Origin of the sequence: Kitasatospora phosalacinea (assembly GCF_030268885.1) — a bacterium.
In the GTDB taxonomy this organism is placed as follows: domain Bacteria; phylum Actinomycetota; class Actinomycetes; order Streptomycetales; family Streptomycetaceae; genus Kitasatospora; species Kitasatospora phosalacinea_C.
Window position 1 is genome coordinate 75,477 of record NZ_BSSA01000023.1, and the last position, 14,577, is coordinate 90,053.

The window sequence follows — 14,577 nt, forward strand, 5'->3', positions numbered from 1 at the left end:
GGTCAGACCTCGCGGGCTTCGATGAAGTCGACCAGGGCGTTGACGGAGCCGAAGGCCTCGAAGTCGTCGTCGCTGATCAGCACGTCGTACTCGTTGTTGATCATGACGACGATCTCCAGGGTGTCCAGCGAGTCCATCTCCAGGCCGCGGCCGAACAGCGGCTGGTTGTCGGAGACGACCTCGGCCTCGGCGTCCAGGCCCAGGCGGTCGATGATCATCGACTTGATCTTCAGGTTCCGCTCCAGGCGCTGCTCGGCCTGGGCGCGGACGTCCTCGAAGGTGGCGGTGGACATGGTGGGGTTCCTCTCGGTCGGAATGGATGGAACGTCAGTTCGGTTGCGGGGGTCAGCTGTAGAGCATCCCGCCGTCGACGGTGAGCACCTTGGCGGTGATGTACGAGGCTGCCGGGCTGGCCAGGAAGACCGCCGCCCGGGCGACCTCCTCCGGCGTGCCCATCCGGCCCAGCGGGATCGCCGCCGCCGCCTCCTTGAGCTGGGCGCGCGGCACCTTCTTCACCATGTCGGTGTCGATGAAGCCCGGCGCGACCACGTTGACCCGGATGTTCTTCGGCGCGCCCTCGTAGGCGAGGGTCTTGGCCATCGCGATCACCCCGCCCTTGGAGGCGGCGTAGTTGGCCTGGCCGACCCGGCCGGCGATGCCCGAGGTGGAGGCGATGAAGACGATCGAACCGCCGGAGGCGTACATCTGCTTGGTCGCCTCGCGGGCCGTCAGGAAGGCACCGGTCAGGTTGGTGGAGATCACCTCCTGCCACTTGGCGGCGCTCATCGCCGCGAAGTGCCCGTCGGCGGTGACGCCCGAGTTGAGGACGGCGACGTCGACCCCGCCCCAGGCGGTGCGGATCTCCTTGTACATCGCGGTGACCTGCGCCTCGTCCGAGACGTCGGCCCTCACCAGCAGGGCGCGACGGCCCAGGCCCTCGATCTTCTCCGCCAGCTGCTCGGCCTTCCCGGCGCTGGAGCGGTAGTTGAGCGCGACGTCGCAGCCGTGCTCGGCGAGCTGGAGGGCGATCGCGGCGCCGATGCCGCGCGAGGCACCGGTGACGACGGCCCGGGTGCCCTCGGGGAACAGACCTGTCACGCCGGGCTCCCGGTGAAGTGCGAGGTGACCTTGTGGGTGCCGGGGTCGAAGCCGTCGACCTCGGTGCCGAGCCCGGCCTTCTCCGCGGCGGTCAGCACCGCCTCGGCGACGGCCAGGTCGAGCACCCCGAGGCCGAACGGGGAGAACACCACGGTGCGGGCGCCGGACGGCAGTTCGGCGGTGCCGTCGAGCAGCGCGCCGATCTCGGCGGTGACGAAGCGGCGGTGGCCGGCCTGCTGCTCGGCCCGGTGCAGCGAGGTCTGCTCGCGGATCGCGTGCTCGGCGTCGTCGACCACGTTGACCGCGCCGAGCACCGACTCCACCGACAGGTCGCGCAGCGACAGGTGCAGCACGACCTGGCCGTGCGGGCGCTGCGGGTGGGCGGCGAGGTCGAGCCAGTACGTGGAGTCGGTGGTGGCGATCGAGACCGTGTCGGCGCCCAGCACCCGGCTCAGCGTGGCGGCCCGGAAGTCGATGCCCGGGTGCTCGGCGGCGAGTTCGGCGGCGAACACCTCGGCCCGCTCGGGGAAGGCGTCCTGCAGCAGGACGGTCTCCAGGCCCTCGTGCACCCGGGTCAGGTAGTGCACCACCCGGTGGTTGATGGTGCCGCAGCCGACCAGGCCGACGGTGCGGACCTCGCGTCCGGCGTTCAGCAGACCGGAGGCGAGCGCCGCGCCGGCCGCGGTGCGGACCGCGGAGATCTGGCTGCCCTCCATCAGGGCCAGCGGGTAGCCGGACTCCAGGTCGTTCAGGATGCACAGCGAACTGGCCCGCTGCATCCCGCGCTTGACGTTCTCCGGGAAGGACGAGATCCACTTCAGGCCCATCACCGGAGCCGGTCCGCCGAGGTAGGCGGGCAGCGCGATGATCCGCGAGTCGGAGCGGTGCAACGGGCGCAGGAAGGTCGAGAAGGGGAGGTCGGACTTGCCCTGGCCGTGCAGCACGTAGGCGTCGCGGACCAGGTCGATGACGGCGGGGTCGAGGTCGGTCAGGGCGGCCCTGACGTCCTCCCGCCCGAGGATCCTCATGGCGTGTTCCTCTCTTGCTCGGTGGGCGGCAGGTACTGCTGGAGGTAGGACTCCACCCAGTGGTCGTCGTAGATGGTGTCGAGGTAGCGGTCGCCGCCGTCCGGGAGCACGGCGACGCAGGTGGCGCCGGGTTCGATCCAGGCGGCGGACTGCTGGAGCGCGGCGATCACCGCGCCGGAGGAGCCGCCGGCCAGGATCGACTCCTCGGCCAGCAGGCTGCGGCAGCCCCGGATGCACTCGGAGTCGGTCACCTTGACCACCCAGTCGGCCAGTCCGGGCCGCAGCAGCGCGGGGACGACCGCCGCGCCGTGGCCGGGGATGGTCCGCTTGTGGGCGGCCTCCCAGGGCTCCGGCGGACCGAAGATCACGCTGCCGACCGCGTCCACCGCGACCACCCGGGTGGGCAGGTTCTCGGCGTGCACGTACTCGGCGCAGCCGCGCAGGGTGCCGGTGGTGCCGGCCGCCAGGAACAGGTAGTCGGGGGCGGCGGGCAGCGCCTCGACGATCTCCCGCATGGTGCCGTGATGGGCGCGGGCGTTGTCCTCGTTGGCGTACTGGTTGGGCCACCAGGCGTCGGGGACGGTCTCCAGCAGGTGCCGGACCCGGGCGATCCGGGCCGGCAGGTACTCGCCGGTGGCGGGGTCGCGGTGCTCGACCACCTCCACCTTCGCGCCGTAGGCCCGCATGATGGCGAGGTTCTGCGGGGTGGTGCGCGGGTCGACCACGACGACCAGGTCGAGCCGGTGGAAGTTGCACAGCTGGGCGAGCGCGATGCCCAGGTTCCCGGAGGAGGACTCCACCACGGTGGAGACGCCGGGGACGATCCGGCCGCTGGCGATGGCCTGCTCGACCATCGACTTGGCGGCGCGGTCCTTGATGGAGCCGCCGGGGTTGAACCGCTCGCACTTGGCGTACACCTGGAAACGGGCGGGCGGGAAGAGGCGGTCCAGCGCCACCAGCGGAGTTCCGCCGATCGTGGCGACGATGTCGGGGTCCGACGACCGGTGCGGGCGGGCCCGTACCGCGGCGCCGTCGGGGACGAGCACGGTCATTGCGGCACCTCTCGGCTGATCTGGAGCCGAAGCTCGCTGACGTAGCGCTCGCCGTCGGCGTCGGACAGCCAGGACTCCTCGGGGGCCGGCAGCGGTTCGCTGACGGTCACCACGGCGTCCGGGTCGGACCGCACCGCGCGGCGGACGAGGTTGACGAAGGAGAGCACCAGCACGGGGCTGGTGAAGTCGACCAGGGAGGGCTTGGTCTCCTCGGGGAACTTGACGAAGGCCCGGTCCGGCAGGCCGTTGTCGCTCACCCAGCGGCGCACCGCCAGGTAGTCGCGGTGCCGGTCGGCCTTGGCGGGCAGGTCGATGCCGGTCGGCGGCAGCCGCCAGGTCTCCCGGAACAGCACCAGGCCGTCCAGGGTGACCCGGGGGGCGTGCGGCCGGTCCAGGCCGATCTTGAAGGCGTCGCAGGCGATGATCGAGATCAGGACCGCGAGCAGTTCGGGGAGCGAACGGGTGCGGCCGTCGGCCGTGGTCGCGGTGACCCGGCCGTCCTGCTCGGCGAGCGTGATGGAGACCGCGGGCTCGATCCGCTCGCGCTGGTCGAACGGGGCCCGGGTGAAGCCGATCAGCCGGTCGTCGGCGCCGATCGGGGCGGGCACCATCCGGCCGCTGTTGCGCTTCCAGCCGACCGGGAGCAGCGGCACCAGGCGTTCGGCGCCGATCACCCGGTTGACCTTGTCGCGGACCGAGCCGTCGGGCCCGGCCGTCCAGTCCAGGAAGGGCAGGTCGAGGGTGGCCAGGCAGGCGTGCATCTCGCCGAGCACCACCAGGTGCTCGCCCGCGTCGACGGCGTCCGCGGAGCGGGCCACCACCTGCAGGTCGGGGCTGTGCACGGCGAGGTGCGGGGAGCGCACCGGGCCGGTGGCGAAGACCTCCCGCACCCGGGCGGCGATCCGGTCGGCGGACAGCTCGACCCGGGTGGCGTCGGCGGGGACCTCACCGATCACCTCGCGCCACTTCACCGCGAGTTCGCCGACCGCGCGCCGGACGGGGTGGTCGTGCTCGCCCCAGAACAGCGCCAGGGTCTGCGGCCAGACGTCGGCGAGCGTGACGGGCGCGCCGGCCGGCTGCCTGGCCGCCGCGGCCCGGACGAATCCGGCGACCTCGGCCTCGACGAGCTCGGCGAGCCGGTTGCCGAACCAGTCGGCGGCGTCGGCGACCAGGGCGAGCGGACGGGCCAGCCCGTCCAGGAAGTCCCGGCCGAGCTCCATCCGGCAGTCCCGCAGCGCGTCCTGGTAGCTCAGGGTGCGCCCCGCGTAGGCCTTGCCCTCCTCGCGGGAGGCGGCCTCGCCGGTGGTGGCGACGAAGTAGGCGTCCAGTGCGTCCAGTGCCTCGACCAGTTGCTCGGCGGTCTCGGCCCGGTCGATCTCCCGCTTGTGGCGGGCGAGTTCGGCGAGCACCGCGTCGTAGCGGACGAACAGGGCGGGGTCGCCGATGCCGTCGACGCGGCGGCGCAGCACCTGCTCGGCGCGGACGTCGACCGGGATGTTGGCGTCCCAGTCGAGGACGCGCCGGCGCAGCAGCCGGCCGAGGGTGTGCTCCACCGTGTCGCGGGCGGTGGCGGCGTCCCAGCCGTGTTCGGCGACCAGCAGCTCGGTGATCCGCTCGGCGTTGCGGTCGCCGTCGGCGAGGCGCAGCAGCTGGGCCTCCTCGGGGCGCAGCCGGAGCACCTTGCGGGTGGGCAGCACCAGCCGGTCGCCGTCCAGGTGGACGTCGGGGCGCAGCACCGGCGGGAACCACCAGCGGGCGCCGGGCTGTTCGGCCATCCAGTCGGCGACGGCGGCGACCGTCCAGCGCTCCAGGGCGGTGTGGGTGGCGGCGACCAGGCCCGGGCCGTGCTCGATCGCCAGGGCGCGGTCGGTGCGGCCGACGCCGATCCAGGCGGCGGGGCCGAAGAAGCCGATGGTGTCAGCCTTGGCGCAGTAGCGCAGCCAGTACATGGCGAGGGTGCGTTCGCGCTGGCGGCGCTTGGTCTCCTTGCCGCCGGGGGCGGCGAGCGAGTCGAGGATCCGGTAGACGGTGCGGTTCTGCCAGGCGATGGCCAGGCGGAGCTTGGGGTCGGTGGCGAGGCGGGCGAGGGCGGCGCCCTCGCGGTCGGCGTCGGCGGCGTAGGCGGCGTGGAACGCGTCCTCGGTGCCGTGGCCGGCGGCGAGCGCGGCGGCGGCGGCCGGGGCGCGGGTGCCGCCGAGCAGGTCGAGGCCGGAGACCGGGAACCCGGCGTTGCGGAGCAGTCCGACGCCCCAGACCCGCCAGTCGGTGCCGGCCAGCCGGTGGCGCGGGCCGAGGTCCGCCCAGTCGACGGGGGCGGGCCCGACGGCGACGGGCGCGGTCATCCGGCCACCTCCGCCAACTCGCGTCGTTCCGAGGGAAGTTCGGTGAGCGCGGCGGACAGTCGGCCGACCGCCTCGGTGATCTTCTTGCGGGGCACGTTGCTGAAGCACAGTCGCAGGCCGTGGGCGTGCTCGCCGTCGATCGAGAAGTGCCCGCCGGGGACGACCGAGACGCCGCGGTCGGCGGCGGCCCGCGCGTACGGTCCGGCGTCGGCCCGGTCGCGGTGGCGCAGCCAGAGGTAGAAGCCGCCGTCGGGCCGCTGCCAGTGCCAGGGGCTGTCGGTGCCGAGTTCGGCGTCCAGCGCGTCGGCCATCAGGGTGCAGCGTTCGCGGTAGCTGTCCCGGTAGCGGTCGATCAGGGTGTCCCAGCCGGAGCGGGAGTGGTAGGCGGCCAGCGCGCCCTGGGCGAGCGCGGAGGGCGACAGCGAGATGATCTCGGCGACCCGGGCCAGGTCGTACCGCAGGTGGGCGGGGGCGGCGATCCAGCCGGAGCGCAGGCCGGGCGCGAAGATCTTGGAGAACGTCCCGAGGTAGACCACCCGCTCGGGGTCGAGCGCCTGGAACAGCGTGGTGGTGGTGCCGTCGAAGCCGAGCAGGCCGTACGGGTTGTCCTCGACCAGCAGCAGGTCGAGCTCGCGGCAGGCGGCGAGGACCTCTGCGCGGCGCGGGACGGCGAGGGTGGCACCGGTCGGGTTCTGGAAGGTCGGGTTGGTGTAGAGCAGTCGGACGGTGCGCCCGGCGGCGCGCAGCTCGGTGACGACCCTTCTGAGTCCGGCCGGGTCGAGGCCCTCGGCGTCCTCCGGTGCGGCGTGCGGGAGCAGGCCGGCGGTGCGGAAGGCGGCGGTGGCGCCGGGGTAGGCGGGGGTCTGGGTGAGGATGGTGTCGCCGGGGGTGCCGAGGGCGAGGGCGACGGCGGTCAGGCCCATCTGGGAGCCGCTGGTGGGGATCAGGTTGTCGGCGTCGGCCCGGCCGCCCTCACGGCCCATCAGGTCGGCGACGGCGGGGACGAGGGACTTGGCGACGTGCGGGGTGGTGTACTGCAGGGCGAGTCTGCCGCCGAGTCGCACGAGCCGTCCGAGCTGGGCGGATATCTCGTCCAGCGGGAGGACGCCCAGGTCGGGCAGGCCGCCGGCCAGGGAGATCACGTCCGCGCCGCGCTCGAAGAGCTTCGGCAGCTCGGCCGGGGGTCTGGTGTCGGTCCACATGGCTGCCGGCTCCTCAGATCCCGGCCGGGGAGGCGGTGTTGGCGTGCACGTAGCGCAGCAGGCCGGCCGGGGAGGCGAGCGCCGGGTCGGCGAGGGCGTCGGGGTCGACCTCGAAGCCGAACTCCTCCTCGATCGCCATCAGCAGGGCGACGGTGTGCAGGGAGTCGACGCCCAGGTCCACCAGCGGGGTCTCGGAGTCGGTGACCCGCACGGAGCAGGTCCGCTCGACGAGCTGGTCAAACTGCGACTGGTTCATGGCTGCTCCTCAGGGCGGTGGGTTCGGCGGTCTCGGTGGCGGCCTCGGCGGCCTCGACCAGGCGCCGGGCGGCGGCGCGGTCGGGCTTGCCGTTGGCGGTGAGCGGCACGGTGGCGATCGGGACGACCCGGTCGGGCATCCGGCTGTGGTCGAGTTCGGCGGCCAGCAGGGTGCGGGCCCGGTCGGCCGGGACGCTGCCGTACACGGCCAGCAGCAGCGGGCCGCCCTCGGGTTCGGGGCGCAGCGCGACGGCGGCGCTGATGCCGGGGATCCGCTCGGCGGCGTCCTCGACCTCGGTGAGGGCGATCCGCACGCCGCGGCGCTTGATGACGTCGTCGTCGCGGCCGACGAAGTAGAGCCGGCCCTCCTCGTCCAGCCAGCCGTTGTCGCCGGTGCGCAGTTCCAGGCCGCCGTCGGGGTGCGGGACGAACCGGTTCTGCTCGGCCATCGGGACGTTCCAGTAGCCGGCCATCACGGTGGCGCCGCGGACGGCGATCTCGCCGGTGCAGCGGGGGCCGAGCTCGGTGCCGTCGGGGGCCAGGATCCGGATCCGGTCGCCGGGGATCGGCGTGCCGACCGAGTCGGGGTGGGCCGCGTACTCGGCGGGGTCGAGGATGGAGATCCGCTTGCACTCGGTCATGCCGTACATCGAGGCGAACGCGGAGCCGGGGAACAGCTCCAGCAGCTGTGCGGTGACGGCCCGGCCGGGGCGGGCGCCGGTGTTGGTGAACAGCCGGACCTTCGTCGGCCGGTGCGCCCTGCCCTGCAGCAGGGTGAGGATCTGCGCCAGCGAGGGCACCAGCGGGACGACGGTGACGCCGGTGCGTTCGACCAGTTTCAGCAGGCCCATGTCGTCGCTGCGCCGGGCCAGCACCAGGGTGCCGCCGACCAGCGCGGTCATCAGGGCCTGGTAGAGGCCGTAGTCGAAGGAGAGCGGCAGTCGGCACAGCACCACGTCGTCGGCGCGGTAGCCGAGGCAGGCGTGCACCGCGTCGACGGCGGCGAGCATCTGCCGGTGCGGGCAGACCACGCCCTTGGGGCGGCCAGTGGTGCCGGAGGTGTAGATCAGCATCGCCACCGCGTCCTCGTCGACCTCGGCCCGGTACGGGTCCTCGGCGGTGGCGAGGACCTGCTCCCAGGCCGACTCGACGTCGGTGCTGCGGGCGGCCCGGCGGCCGGCCGCCGGGCGGCAGACCGCGAGGGCGGCGCCGCTGTCGGCGACGATGTGGTCGATCTGCTGGTCGGTCAGTTCGGGGTGGACCGGGACGAAGACGGCGCCGGCCCGCAGGGTGGCCCAGAACAGGGCGAGGAAGGCCCGGTCGTTGCCGCCCGCGTACACCACCCGGTCGCCGGGGGCGATGCCCTGGCCGCGCAGCCAGCCGACGGCGCGGTCCACGGCGGTGCCCAACCGGCGGTAGTCCAGCGGGCCTTCGGCGTCGATCAGGGCGGTGTGGGCGGCCCGTTCGGCGCGCGGGTACTCCAGCAGGTCAGACACCAGCACGGGCGGTCGCTCCTCGGCCGGCGGGGGCGGCCAGCCGCTCCCGGACCCGGGTGACGTCCCGGGCGGTGGTGACGGACAGGACGTCCAGCTCGGGGTGCTGGCGCTTGAGGATGCCCGCGAGCGTCTTGGCGGGCGGCAGCGACACGGTCAGTTCCGGCGCCACCGAGGCGAGCTGGGTCAGGCAGTGGTCCCAGCGGACCGGACCGACCAGCTGCCCGACCAGCCGCCGGCGGATCTCCGCCGGGTCGTCGACGGACGCGCCGTCGGCGTTGGAGAGCAGCAGCTGGTTCGGCGCGGCGAAGGGCACCAGGGCGGCGGCCTCCTCGAAGGTCTGCCGGGCCGACTCCATGTACGGGGTGTGGAAGGCGCCGGCGACGGCGAGCCGCTTGACCGTGGCACCGGTCGGCGGGGCGGCCACGAGCTGGTCGAGGGCGTCGACCAGGCCGGCCGCGACGATCTGGCCGGGGCCGTTGAAGGTCGCCGGGAAGAGGCCCAACTCACCTATTCGGTCCAGGACTTCGCTCTGGTCACCGCCGACCACGGCGGCCATCGAGGTGGGTGCCTCGGTGCAGGCCACCGCCATCGCCCGGCCGCGGACGGCGGCGAGGCGGACGGCGTCGACGGGGCTCAGCACCCCGGCGTACGCGGCGGCGGTGAGCTCGCCGACCGAGTGGCCGGCGGCGACCGCGCCGCCGTCCGGGACGGCGTCGTGCAGGGCGTGGTGGGCGAGCAGACCGGCGGCCACCAGCAGCGGCTGGGTGTGCTCGGTGCGGGCGATCTCGGCGGCCGGGGCCCTGGTGCCGAGGTGGACCAGGTCGGTGTCGGCGGCCTCGGACCAGGCCCGCACCCGCTCGGCGGTGGCCGGGTCGCGCAGCCAGGCGGCCAGCAGGCCCGGGGTCTGGGACCCCTGTCCCGGTGCGATGAATGCGAACATGTGTTCTAACCCCCTTTCGGGTGGGGCCCGCGCCCGGGGAGGCGGGCGCCGGACGGCGGTGTGCTCGGGAAGACGTGCTCGGGAAGACGTGCTCGGGAAGACGTGCTCGGGAACTCGGGTTCCGGCGCTACGGGCGGCCGGTGGACTTGCGGAAGCGGCGGACCGCCAGGAACGAGAAGCCGGCGAACCAGGCCAGCAGGTTGAACACCGCGCCGGCCACGCTGGAGTGCTCCCCGTGGAAGGAGAAGCCGTCGTTCAGCGGGTACCTGGCCAGCGTCGCCACCCCGTACATCGGGGTGTAGCGGGAGACCTCCAGCATGGTGCCGCTCAGCGGGATGAACAGATTGCCCAGGAAGGCCAGCGCGGTCATCACCAGGCCCGGCATGTGCATCACCACGTCGGGCTTCATCGCCAGGCCCATCCCGATGCCGAGCGCGGCGAACACCGCCGAGCCGACCCAGGCCACCAGCAGCGACACCAGCCAGACGGCCGGGTCGGCGTGCGCACCGGTCAGCGAGCCCAGCACGCCGACGATCACCACCGGGACGCCCGCCATCAGCACCGAGCACAGCACCTTGACCAGCAGGTAGCCGGGCGGGGTGAGCGGACTCATCGCGACGGTCCGCATCCAGCCGACCGACTTCTCCACCGAGATGGTGGCGGCCGAGCTGACCGCGGCGGTGGCCGCGCCGTACACCGCCTGGCCGATCATCATCCAGGCCGCGAAGTTCCCGTGCGGCAGGCTCGCCCCGCCGGACGGGGCGGTGCGGAACAGTGCCAGGTACAGCACCGCGGGCAGCAGCACCGTGAAGATCGTGGTCTGGCGGTTGAAGCGCCGGCGCAGCTCGTACCGGACGAAGGTCGGGTTCACCCCGTTGAAGACCGAGGTGCGGGCGGCGGCGGGCGCCGAGACGGCGGCCATCAGGCGTTCTCCTTCACGAGGGCGGGCGTCGCGGTGCGCGCCCCACGGGCGGCGCGGGCGTTCTCGGTGATGGCCAGGAAGGCCTCCTCCAGGCTGCGCGGCGCGACCTCGACCTCGCGGGCCCGGGTCTCGCCGACCAGGACCCGCAGCAGCGCGTCCGAGTCGGCGCAGCTGAAGTAGGTGCGCTCGCCGCGCACGGTGGTGGAGCGCACCCCCGGCGTCCGGGCGGCCAGTTCGGCCTCGTACGGGCTGATCAGCGCCGAGACGGTCCGGCCGCTGATCGCCGCGCGGATCGAGGAGGCCGAGCCGTCGGCCACCACCGCGCCCTTGTCGATCATCACCACCCGGTCGGCGAACTGGTCCGCCTCCTCCATGTAGTGGGTGGCGAACATGACGGTGGTGCCGCGCGCCGCGTCCTCCCGGACGGCCGCCCAGAAGTCCCGCCGCGCCACCACGTCCATGCCGGCCGTCGGCTCGTCCAGCACCAGGAAGTCCGGTTCCGACAGCAGCGCCACCGCGAACCGCAGCCGCTGCTGCTCACCGCCCGAACAGGCCGCCACCCGGCGGTCGCGCAGCCCGGTGACGCCGGCCCGCTCCATGCAGCGCTCCGGGTCGGCGCCCGGGTGCAGCGAGGCCAGCATCCGCACCGTCGCCTCGACCGTGAGGTCCGGCAGCAGCCCGCCGGACTGCAGCACCGCCGCCACCCGGCCGGACCGCACGGCCCGCTCCGGGTCCGTCCCGAACAGCCGCACCTCGCCCTCGTCCGGACGCGTCAGGCCGAGCAGCATGTCGATCGAGGTGGTCTTGCCCGCGCCGTTCGGCCCGAGGAACGCCACCACCTCACCCCGCCGGATCCGCAGGTCCAGCCCGTTCACCGCGGTGAACACCTCGCCCTTGGCGTCCCCGAACCGCTTGACCACACCGGTCAGTTCGGCCGCCAGGGGTTCGGACGCCGTCCCCCTCGACGCCGTTCGCTCCTGATATTCCGTCATCATCCGAGTCCTCACGCTCCGGCGGGGTCCCGCCTGCTGTGAGCACCACTCTCCCGGCCGCCGCTATCCCCCCGAACCGCCCCGCCTATCGGCCCCCTATCCCCCGCTCCGGCACGCCGATGGCGGTGCTCCGGGGGCACCGCCGTCAGACCGCGACGACCTCCACTGCGCCGTGCTGCAGTGCGCCACACCGTTCGGGGCGGCTCAGCGGTCGGTGATCAGCTTGCGGACCAGGGCGGTGAGTCGGTCGCGCTCGGCCGGGGTGAGGGGGGCGGTGAGGTCGGCGTTGGCCTGCTCGCCGAGGCGTTCGGCCTCGTGGAGGAGGGTGCGGCCGGCCGGGGAGAGGGTGATCAGGTTCTTGCGGGCGTCGCGGGGGTCGCGTTCGCGGGTGACCAGGGCGCGGGACTGCAGTTCGTTGAGGGCGGCGACCATGTCCTTGGGGTCGATCCGGACGGCGCGGGACAGCTCGGCCTGGGCCAGCGGGCCGTACTCGGCGAGGGCGCAGAGCACGGCGTGATGGCCCATCCGCAGGCCCGCCTCGGCGAGGCGTTCGGCGACCAGGCGGTGGGCGAGGGCACCGGCCCGGCCGAGCAGCCAGCTGGGCAGGGACTGGAGGCGGGTGAGTGCGGGGTCGTCCATGGTCGGCAGCCTACTCCCGAAAACGTTGGACACCCCCATGAGTTCGGAGTTACCGTTGGAGCCCCCAACGATCTCCTGAAGGGCCTTGTGTCATGCGCGAGTTCACCCTGCACAGCTACGACGGCCCGGCCGGGCTCCGCCTGCAGGACGGCCCCGAACCCACCCCCGGCCCCGGCGAACTGCTGGTCCGGGTCGAAGCCGCCGGGCTCACCCCACCGCTGCTGCGCACCCTGCGCGGCCACGGCCGGGCCCCGCTGCCGTACTCCCCCGGCGGCGACCTGGTCGGCCGGGTGCTCGCGGTCGGCGAGGGCGTCACCGGGCACCGGCCCGGCGACCGGGTCGGCGGGGTCGCCTTCTCCGGCGTGTACGCCGAACTCGCCGTGGTGCGGCCCGAGTTCGTCACACCGGTGGCGGACGACGTACCCGCCGCCGAGGCCCTCGCGGTGGTCCGCAGCGGCCTGGTCGCCCTCGCCGCCCTGCGCACCGGCGCCCTCGCCCCCGGCGAGTCCGTGCTGGTCACCTCGGCCGCGGGCGGCGTCGGCCACCTCGCCGTCCAACTCGCCCGCGTCCTGGGCGCGGAGCGCGTGGTGGCCGCCGTGGGCTCCGCCGCCAAGGCCGGGTTCCTGCACGACCTGGGCGCCACCGAGGTGGTCACCTACGACCGGCTCGCCGACCCCGACGGGCTCGAACCCGTCGACCTGCTGATCGACAACGCGGGCGGCGGGACGCTGGCCGCCGCCCACGCCGCCCTCGCCCCGTTCGGCCGCCTGGTCGTCAACAGCGGCGCCGGGGGCACCCTCGACGCGGGCGCCCTGCTCCGCGGCGCCCACACCGCCACCGGCCTGGCGATGGCCCGACTCTCCCGCCACCGGCCCGACCTCGTCACCGCCTGCCGCACCGAACTCTGGCACCACCTCGCCACCGGCGCCCTGCGGCCCGCCTGCACCACGCTCCCGTTCACCCGGCTCCCGGAGGCCGTCGCCCTGATGGAGCGCCGCGAGAACCTCGGCAAGCTCGCCCTGCTGCCCGAACTCGTCTGACCAGCGGCGCAGTTACCGGCACCACCACCGCATCGACACGAACGGCCGCTACGCGAACGGGAGTTCTGCAAGACTGCTGGAGCAACGACGATCAACGGGGGTCGGGGTGACGGAGGACCGGCAGGCCGGGCGGCTGGTCGGCGGACGGTACCGGCTGGTGCGGGCGCTCGGGGCGGGCGGGTTCGGCAGCGTGTGGCTGGCCCGGGACGAGACCCTGGGGGTGGACGTCGCGGTCAAGGAGGTGCGGCTGCCACCCGCCGGGACGGCCGCGGAGCGCGCCGAACTGCTGGAGCGCGCCCGGCGGGAGGCCCGGCACGCGGCCCGGCTGCGCGACCACCCGCACGTGGTCGGGGTGCACGACGTGGTGCTGGACGGCGGTGCGCCGTGGACGGTGATGCAGCTGATCGTGGGCCGGTCGCTGCACGAGCGGATCGCCGCGGACGGACCGCTGCCCGTCCCGGAGGCGGTCCGGGTCGCGACCGCGGTGCTGTCGGCGCTGGAGGCCGCGCACGCGGCCGGGATCGTGCACCGGGACGTGAAACCGGCGAACGTCCTGCTCGCCGACGACGGGCGGGTGCTGCTCGCCGACTTCGGGATCGCCGTCCAGCAGGACCAGACCGCGCTGACCACCGACGGCGTGTTCCTCGGTTCGCTCGACTACGTCGCTCCCGAGCGGGCCCGGGGCGCCGTCGCCGCCCCCTCCGGCGACCTGTTCTCGCTGGGCGCGACGCTGTACCAGGCGGTCGAGGGCCGACTGCCGTTCCGCCGCGACACCCCGGCCGGCACCCTCACCGCCGTCCTGTTCGACCCGCCCCCGCCGTACGCGCTCGCCGGGCCGCTCGCCCCGCTGCTCGACGGCCTGCTGGCGAAGGACCCGGCCGCCCGGCTCACCGGGCCGCAGGCCGCCGCCCTGCTCGCCGCCCTGCCGCCGACGACCCCGCCCGCGCACCCGGTCCCGGCCCCGGCCCTCACCGCACCCGCCACCGTCCTCCACCGACCGCCGGCCACCGCCCTGTGCGACGCCCCGCCCACCGCCGCGCCCGCCGCCGCGCCCGCTGCGCGCCGTACGGTCGCCGCGGTGCTGCTCCCGCTGGCGGTGCTGGCGCTGTTCGCGGCGGCCCTGCCGCTGAAGGCGCTGCTGCCCCGGGTGGACCCCCCGCAGTCGGTTCCCTGGGCCGACCTGAGCCAGCAGTACGTCCTGGTGCACCAGTTGCTCGACCTGAACCGGTTCCCGTCCGCGGGGCCCACCGGGATGCCGTTCTGGCTGTGGCTGCTGCCCACGGTGGCCGCCCTGGTGGCGTCCGCCGCCGTGCCCGCCCGCGCCCCCGCGGCCCTCCGACTGCCGGGCCTGGCCGGATCGCTGGTGCTGCCCGTCCGACTGCTGGCGGCCGGGTCGCAGCTCGGCACCGGCTACTTCCGGCGGCACCTGCCGCCCGTCCTGGCCGGGCACGTCGTGGTCGACCACGGACCGGGCTGGTGGCTGCTGCTGGCCGCGTCGCTGGCCGCCCCGGCCGTGCTGCTGCAGCAGTACCTCGCGGTGCGGCGCCGATCGGCCTGACGGTGCCCCGGGG

At 74.3% G+C, this 14,577-nt stretch carries 14 protein-coding genes; 2 read left to right on the top strand and 12 right to left on the bottom strand.

Annotated features, from left to right (window positions below):
* Positions 1 to 2 precede the first annotated feature (2 nt).
* From QSK52_RS27620 to QSK52_RS27675, 12 genes are all read right to left on the bottom strand, one after another.
* A complete protein-coding gene (locus QSK52_RS27620; RefSeq protein WP_285738883.1) occupies positions 3 to 293 on the bottom strand; it encodes an acyl carrier protein in 291 nt (96 codons plus the stop codon).
* Positions 294 to 345: 52 nt separating this feature from the next.
* Positions 346 to 1,098 carry a 3-oxoacyl-ACP reductase FabG gene (gene fabG, locus QSK52_RS27625; protein WP_285738884.1) on the bottom strand — a complete coding sequence of 251 codons (753 nt, stop codon included), beginning with the start codon at positions 1,096 to 1,098 and terminating at the stop codon, positions 346 to 348.
* The gene (gene sbnB, locus QSK52_RS27630) at positions 1,095 to 2,126 is read right to left on the bottom strand and encodes a 2,3-diaminopropionate biosynthesis protein SbnB (RefSeq protein WP_285738885.1); all 1,032 of its coding nucleotides are present in this window, start codon (positions 2,124 to 2,126) and stop codon (positions 1,095 to 1,097) included. Before sbnB ends, fabG begins: the two co-directional genes overlap by 4 nt.
* Positions 2,123 to 3,178: a 2,3-diaminopropionate biosynthesis protein SbnA gene (gene sbnA / locus QSK52_RS27635; RefSeq protein WP_285738886.1), complete on the bottom strand. Its 1,056-nt coding sequence runs from the start codon at positions 3,176 to 3,178 to the stop codon at positions 2,123 to 2,125. Before sbnA ends, sbnB begins: the two co-directional genes overlap by 4 nt.
* A complete protein-coding gene (locus tag QSK52_RS27640) occupies positions 3,175 to 5,520 on the bottom strand; it encodes a lantibiotic dehydratase (protein WP_285738887.1) in 2,346 nt (781 codons plus the stop codon). Before QSK52_RS27640 ends, sbnA begins: the two co-directional genes overlap by 4 nt.
* Positions 5,517 to 6,722 (bottom strand): PLP-dependent aminotransferase family protein, encoded by a 1,206-nt coding sequence (locus QSK52_RS27645; RefSeq protein WP_285738888.1) that lies wholly within the window; start codon positions 6,720 to 6,722, stop codon positions 5,517 to 5,519. Before QSK52_RS27645 ends, QSK52_RS27640 begins: the two co-directional genes overlap by 4 nt.
* 13 nt (positions 6,723 to 6,735) lie before the next feature.
* Positions 6,736 to 6,978, bottom strand: a complete 243-nt coding sequence (locus QSK52_RS27650; protein WP_285738889.1) for an acyl carrier protein — start codon at positions 6,976 to 6,978, stop codon at positions 6,736 to 6,738.
* Entirely contained in the window at positions 6,959 to 8,479 is a 1,521-nt protein-coding gene (locus QSK52_RS27655) for a class I adenylate-forming enzyme family protein (protein WP_285738890.1), read from the bottom strand. Before QSK52_RS27655 ends, QSK52_RS27650 begins: the two co-directional genes overlap by 20 nt.
* Positions 8,466 to 9,413: an ACP S-malonyltransferase gene (locus QSK52_RS27660; RefSeq protein WP_285738891.1), complete on the bottom strand. Its 948-nt coding sequence runs from the start codon at positions 9,411 to 9,413 to the stop codon at positions 8,466 to 8,468. The genes QSK52_RS27655 and QSK52_RS27660 overlap by 14 nt, the downstream gene beginning before the upstream one ends.
* Positions 9,414 to 9,540: 127 nt before the next feature.
* On the bottom strand, positions 9,541 to 10,335 hold the full coding sequence (locus QSK52_RS27665; RefSeq protein ID WP_285738892.1) for an ABC transporter permease: 795 nt from the start codon (positions 10,333 to 10,335) through the stop codon (positions 9,541 to 9,543).
* Positions 10,335 to 11,327 (bottom strand): ABC transporter ATP-binding protein, encoded by a 993-nt coding sequence (locus QSK52_RS27670; RefSeq protein ID WP_285738893.1) that lies wholly within the window; start codon positions 11,325 to 11,327, stop codon positions 10,335 to 10,337. The genes QSK52_RS27665 and QSK52_RS27670 overlap by 1 nt, the downstream gene beginning before the upstream one ends.
* 204 nt (positions 11,328 to 11,531) lie before the next feature.
* Entirely contained in the window at positions 11,532 to 11,966 is a 435-nt protein-coding gene (locus tag QSK52_RS27675; RefSeq protein ID WP_285738894.1) for a MarR family winged helix-turn-helix transcriptional regulator, read from the bottom strand.
* A 92-nt stretch (positions 11,967 to 12,058) separates the two neighbouring features.
* On the opposite strand from QSK52_RS27675, the gene QSK52_RS27680 reads away from it, so the two are divergent.
* The gene (locus tag QSK52_RS27680; RefSeq protein WP_285738895.1) at positions 12,059 to 13,006 is read left to right on the top strand and encodes a quinone oxidoreductase family protein; all 948 of its coding nucleotides are present in this window, start codon (positions 12,059 to 12,061) and stop codon (positions 13,004 to 13,006) included.
* 106 nt (positions 13,007 to 13,112) lie between these two features.
* A complete protein-coding gene (locus tag QSK52_RS27685) occupies positions 13,113 to 14,564 on the top strand; it encodes a serine/threonine-protein kinase (protein WP_285738896.1) in 1,452 nt (483 codons plus the stop codon).
* The last annotated feature ends 13 nt before the right edge of the window (positions 14,565 to 14,577 follow it).

Excerpts from the sequence above, each read along its gene's own strand:
- QSK52_RS27640 (WP_285738887.1), bottom strand. The coding sequence starts at position 5,520 with ATGACCGCGCCCGTCGCCGTCGGGCCCGCCCCCGTCGACTGGGCGGAC.
- QSK52_RS27650 (WP_285738889.1), bottom strand. The coding sequence starts at position 6,978 with ATGAACCAGTCGCAGTTTGACCAGCTCGTCGAGCGGACCTGCTCCGTG.
- QSK52_RS27645 (WP_285738888.1), bottom strand. The coding sequence starts at position 6,722 with ATGTGGACCGACACCAGACCCCCGGCCGAGCTGCCGAAGCTCTTCGAG.
- sbnA (WP_285738886.1), bottom strand. The coding sequence starts at position 3,178 with ATGACCGTGCTCGTCCCCGACGGCGCCGCGGTACGGGCCCGCCCGCAC.
- QSK52_RS27665 (WP_285738892.1), bottom strand. The coding sequence starts at position 10,335 with ATGGCCGCCGTCTCGGCGCCCGCCGCCGCCCGCACCTCGGTCTTCAAC.
- QSK52_RS27660 (WP_285738891.1), bottom strand. The coding sequence starts at position 9,413 with ATGTTCGCATTCATCGCACCGGGACAGGGGTCCCAGACCCCGGGCCTG.
- QSK52_RS27675 (WP_285738894.1), bottom strand. The coding sequence starts at position 11,966 with ATGGACGACCCCGCACTCACCCGCCTCCAGTCCCTGCCCAGCTGGCTG.
- QSK52_RS27620 (WP_285738883.1), bottom strand. The coding sequence starts at position 293 with ATGTCCACCGCCACCTTCGAGGACGTCCGCGCCCAGGCCGAGCAGCGC.
- QSK52_RS27680 (WP_285738895.1), top strand. The coding sequence starts at position 12,059 with ATGCGCGAGTTCACCCTGCACAGCTACGACGGCCCGGCCGGGCTCCGC.
- QSK52_RS27670 (WP_285738893.1), bottom strand. The coding sequence starts at position 11,327 with ATGACGGAATATCAGGAGCGAACGGCGTCGAGGGGGACGGCGTCCGAA.
- sbnB (WP_285738885.1), bottom strand. The coding sequence starts at position 2,126 with ATGAGGATCCTCGGGCGGGAGGACGTCAGGGCCGCCCTGACCGACCTC.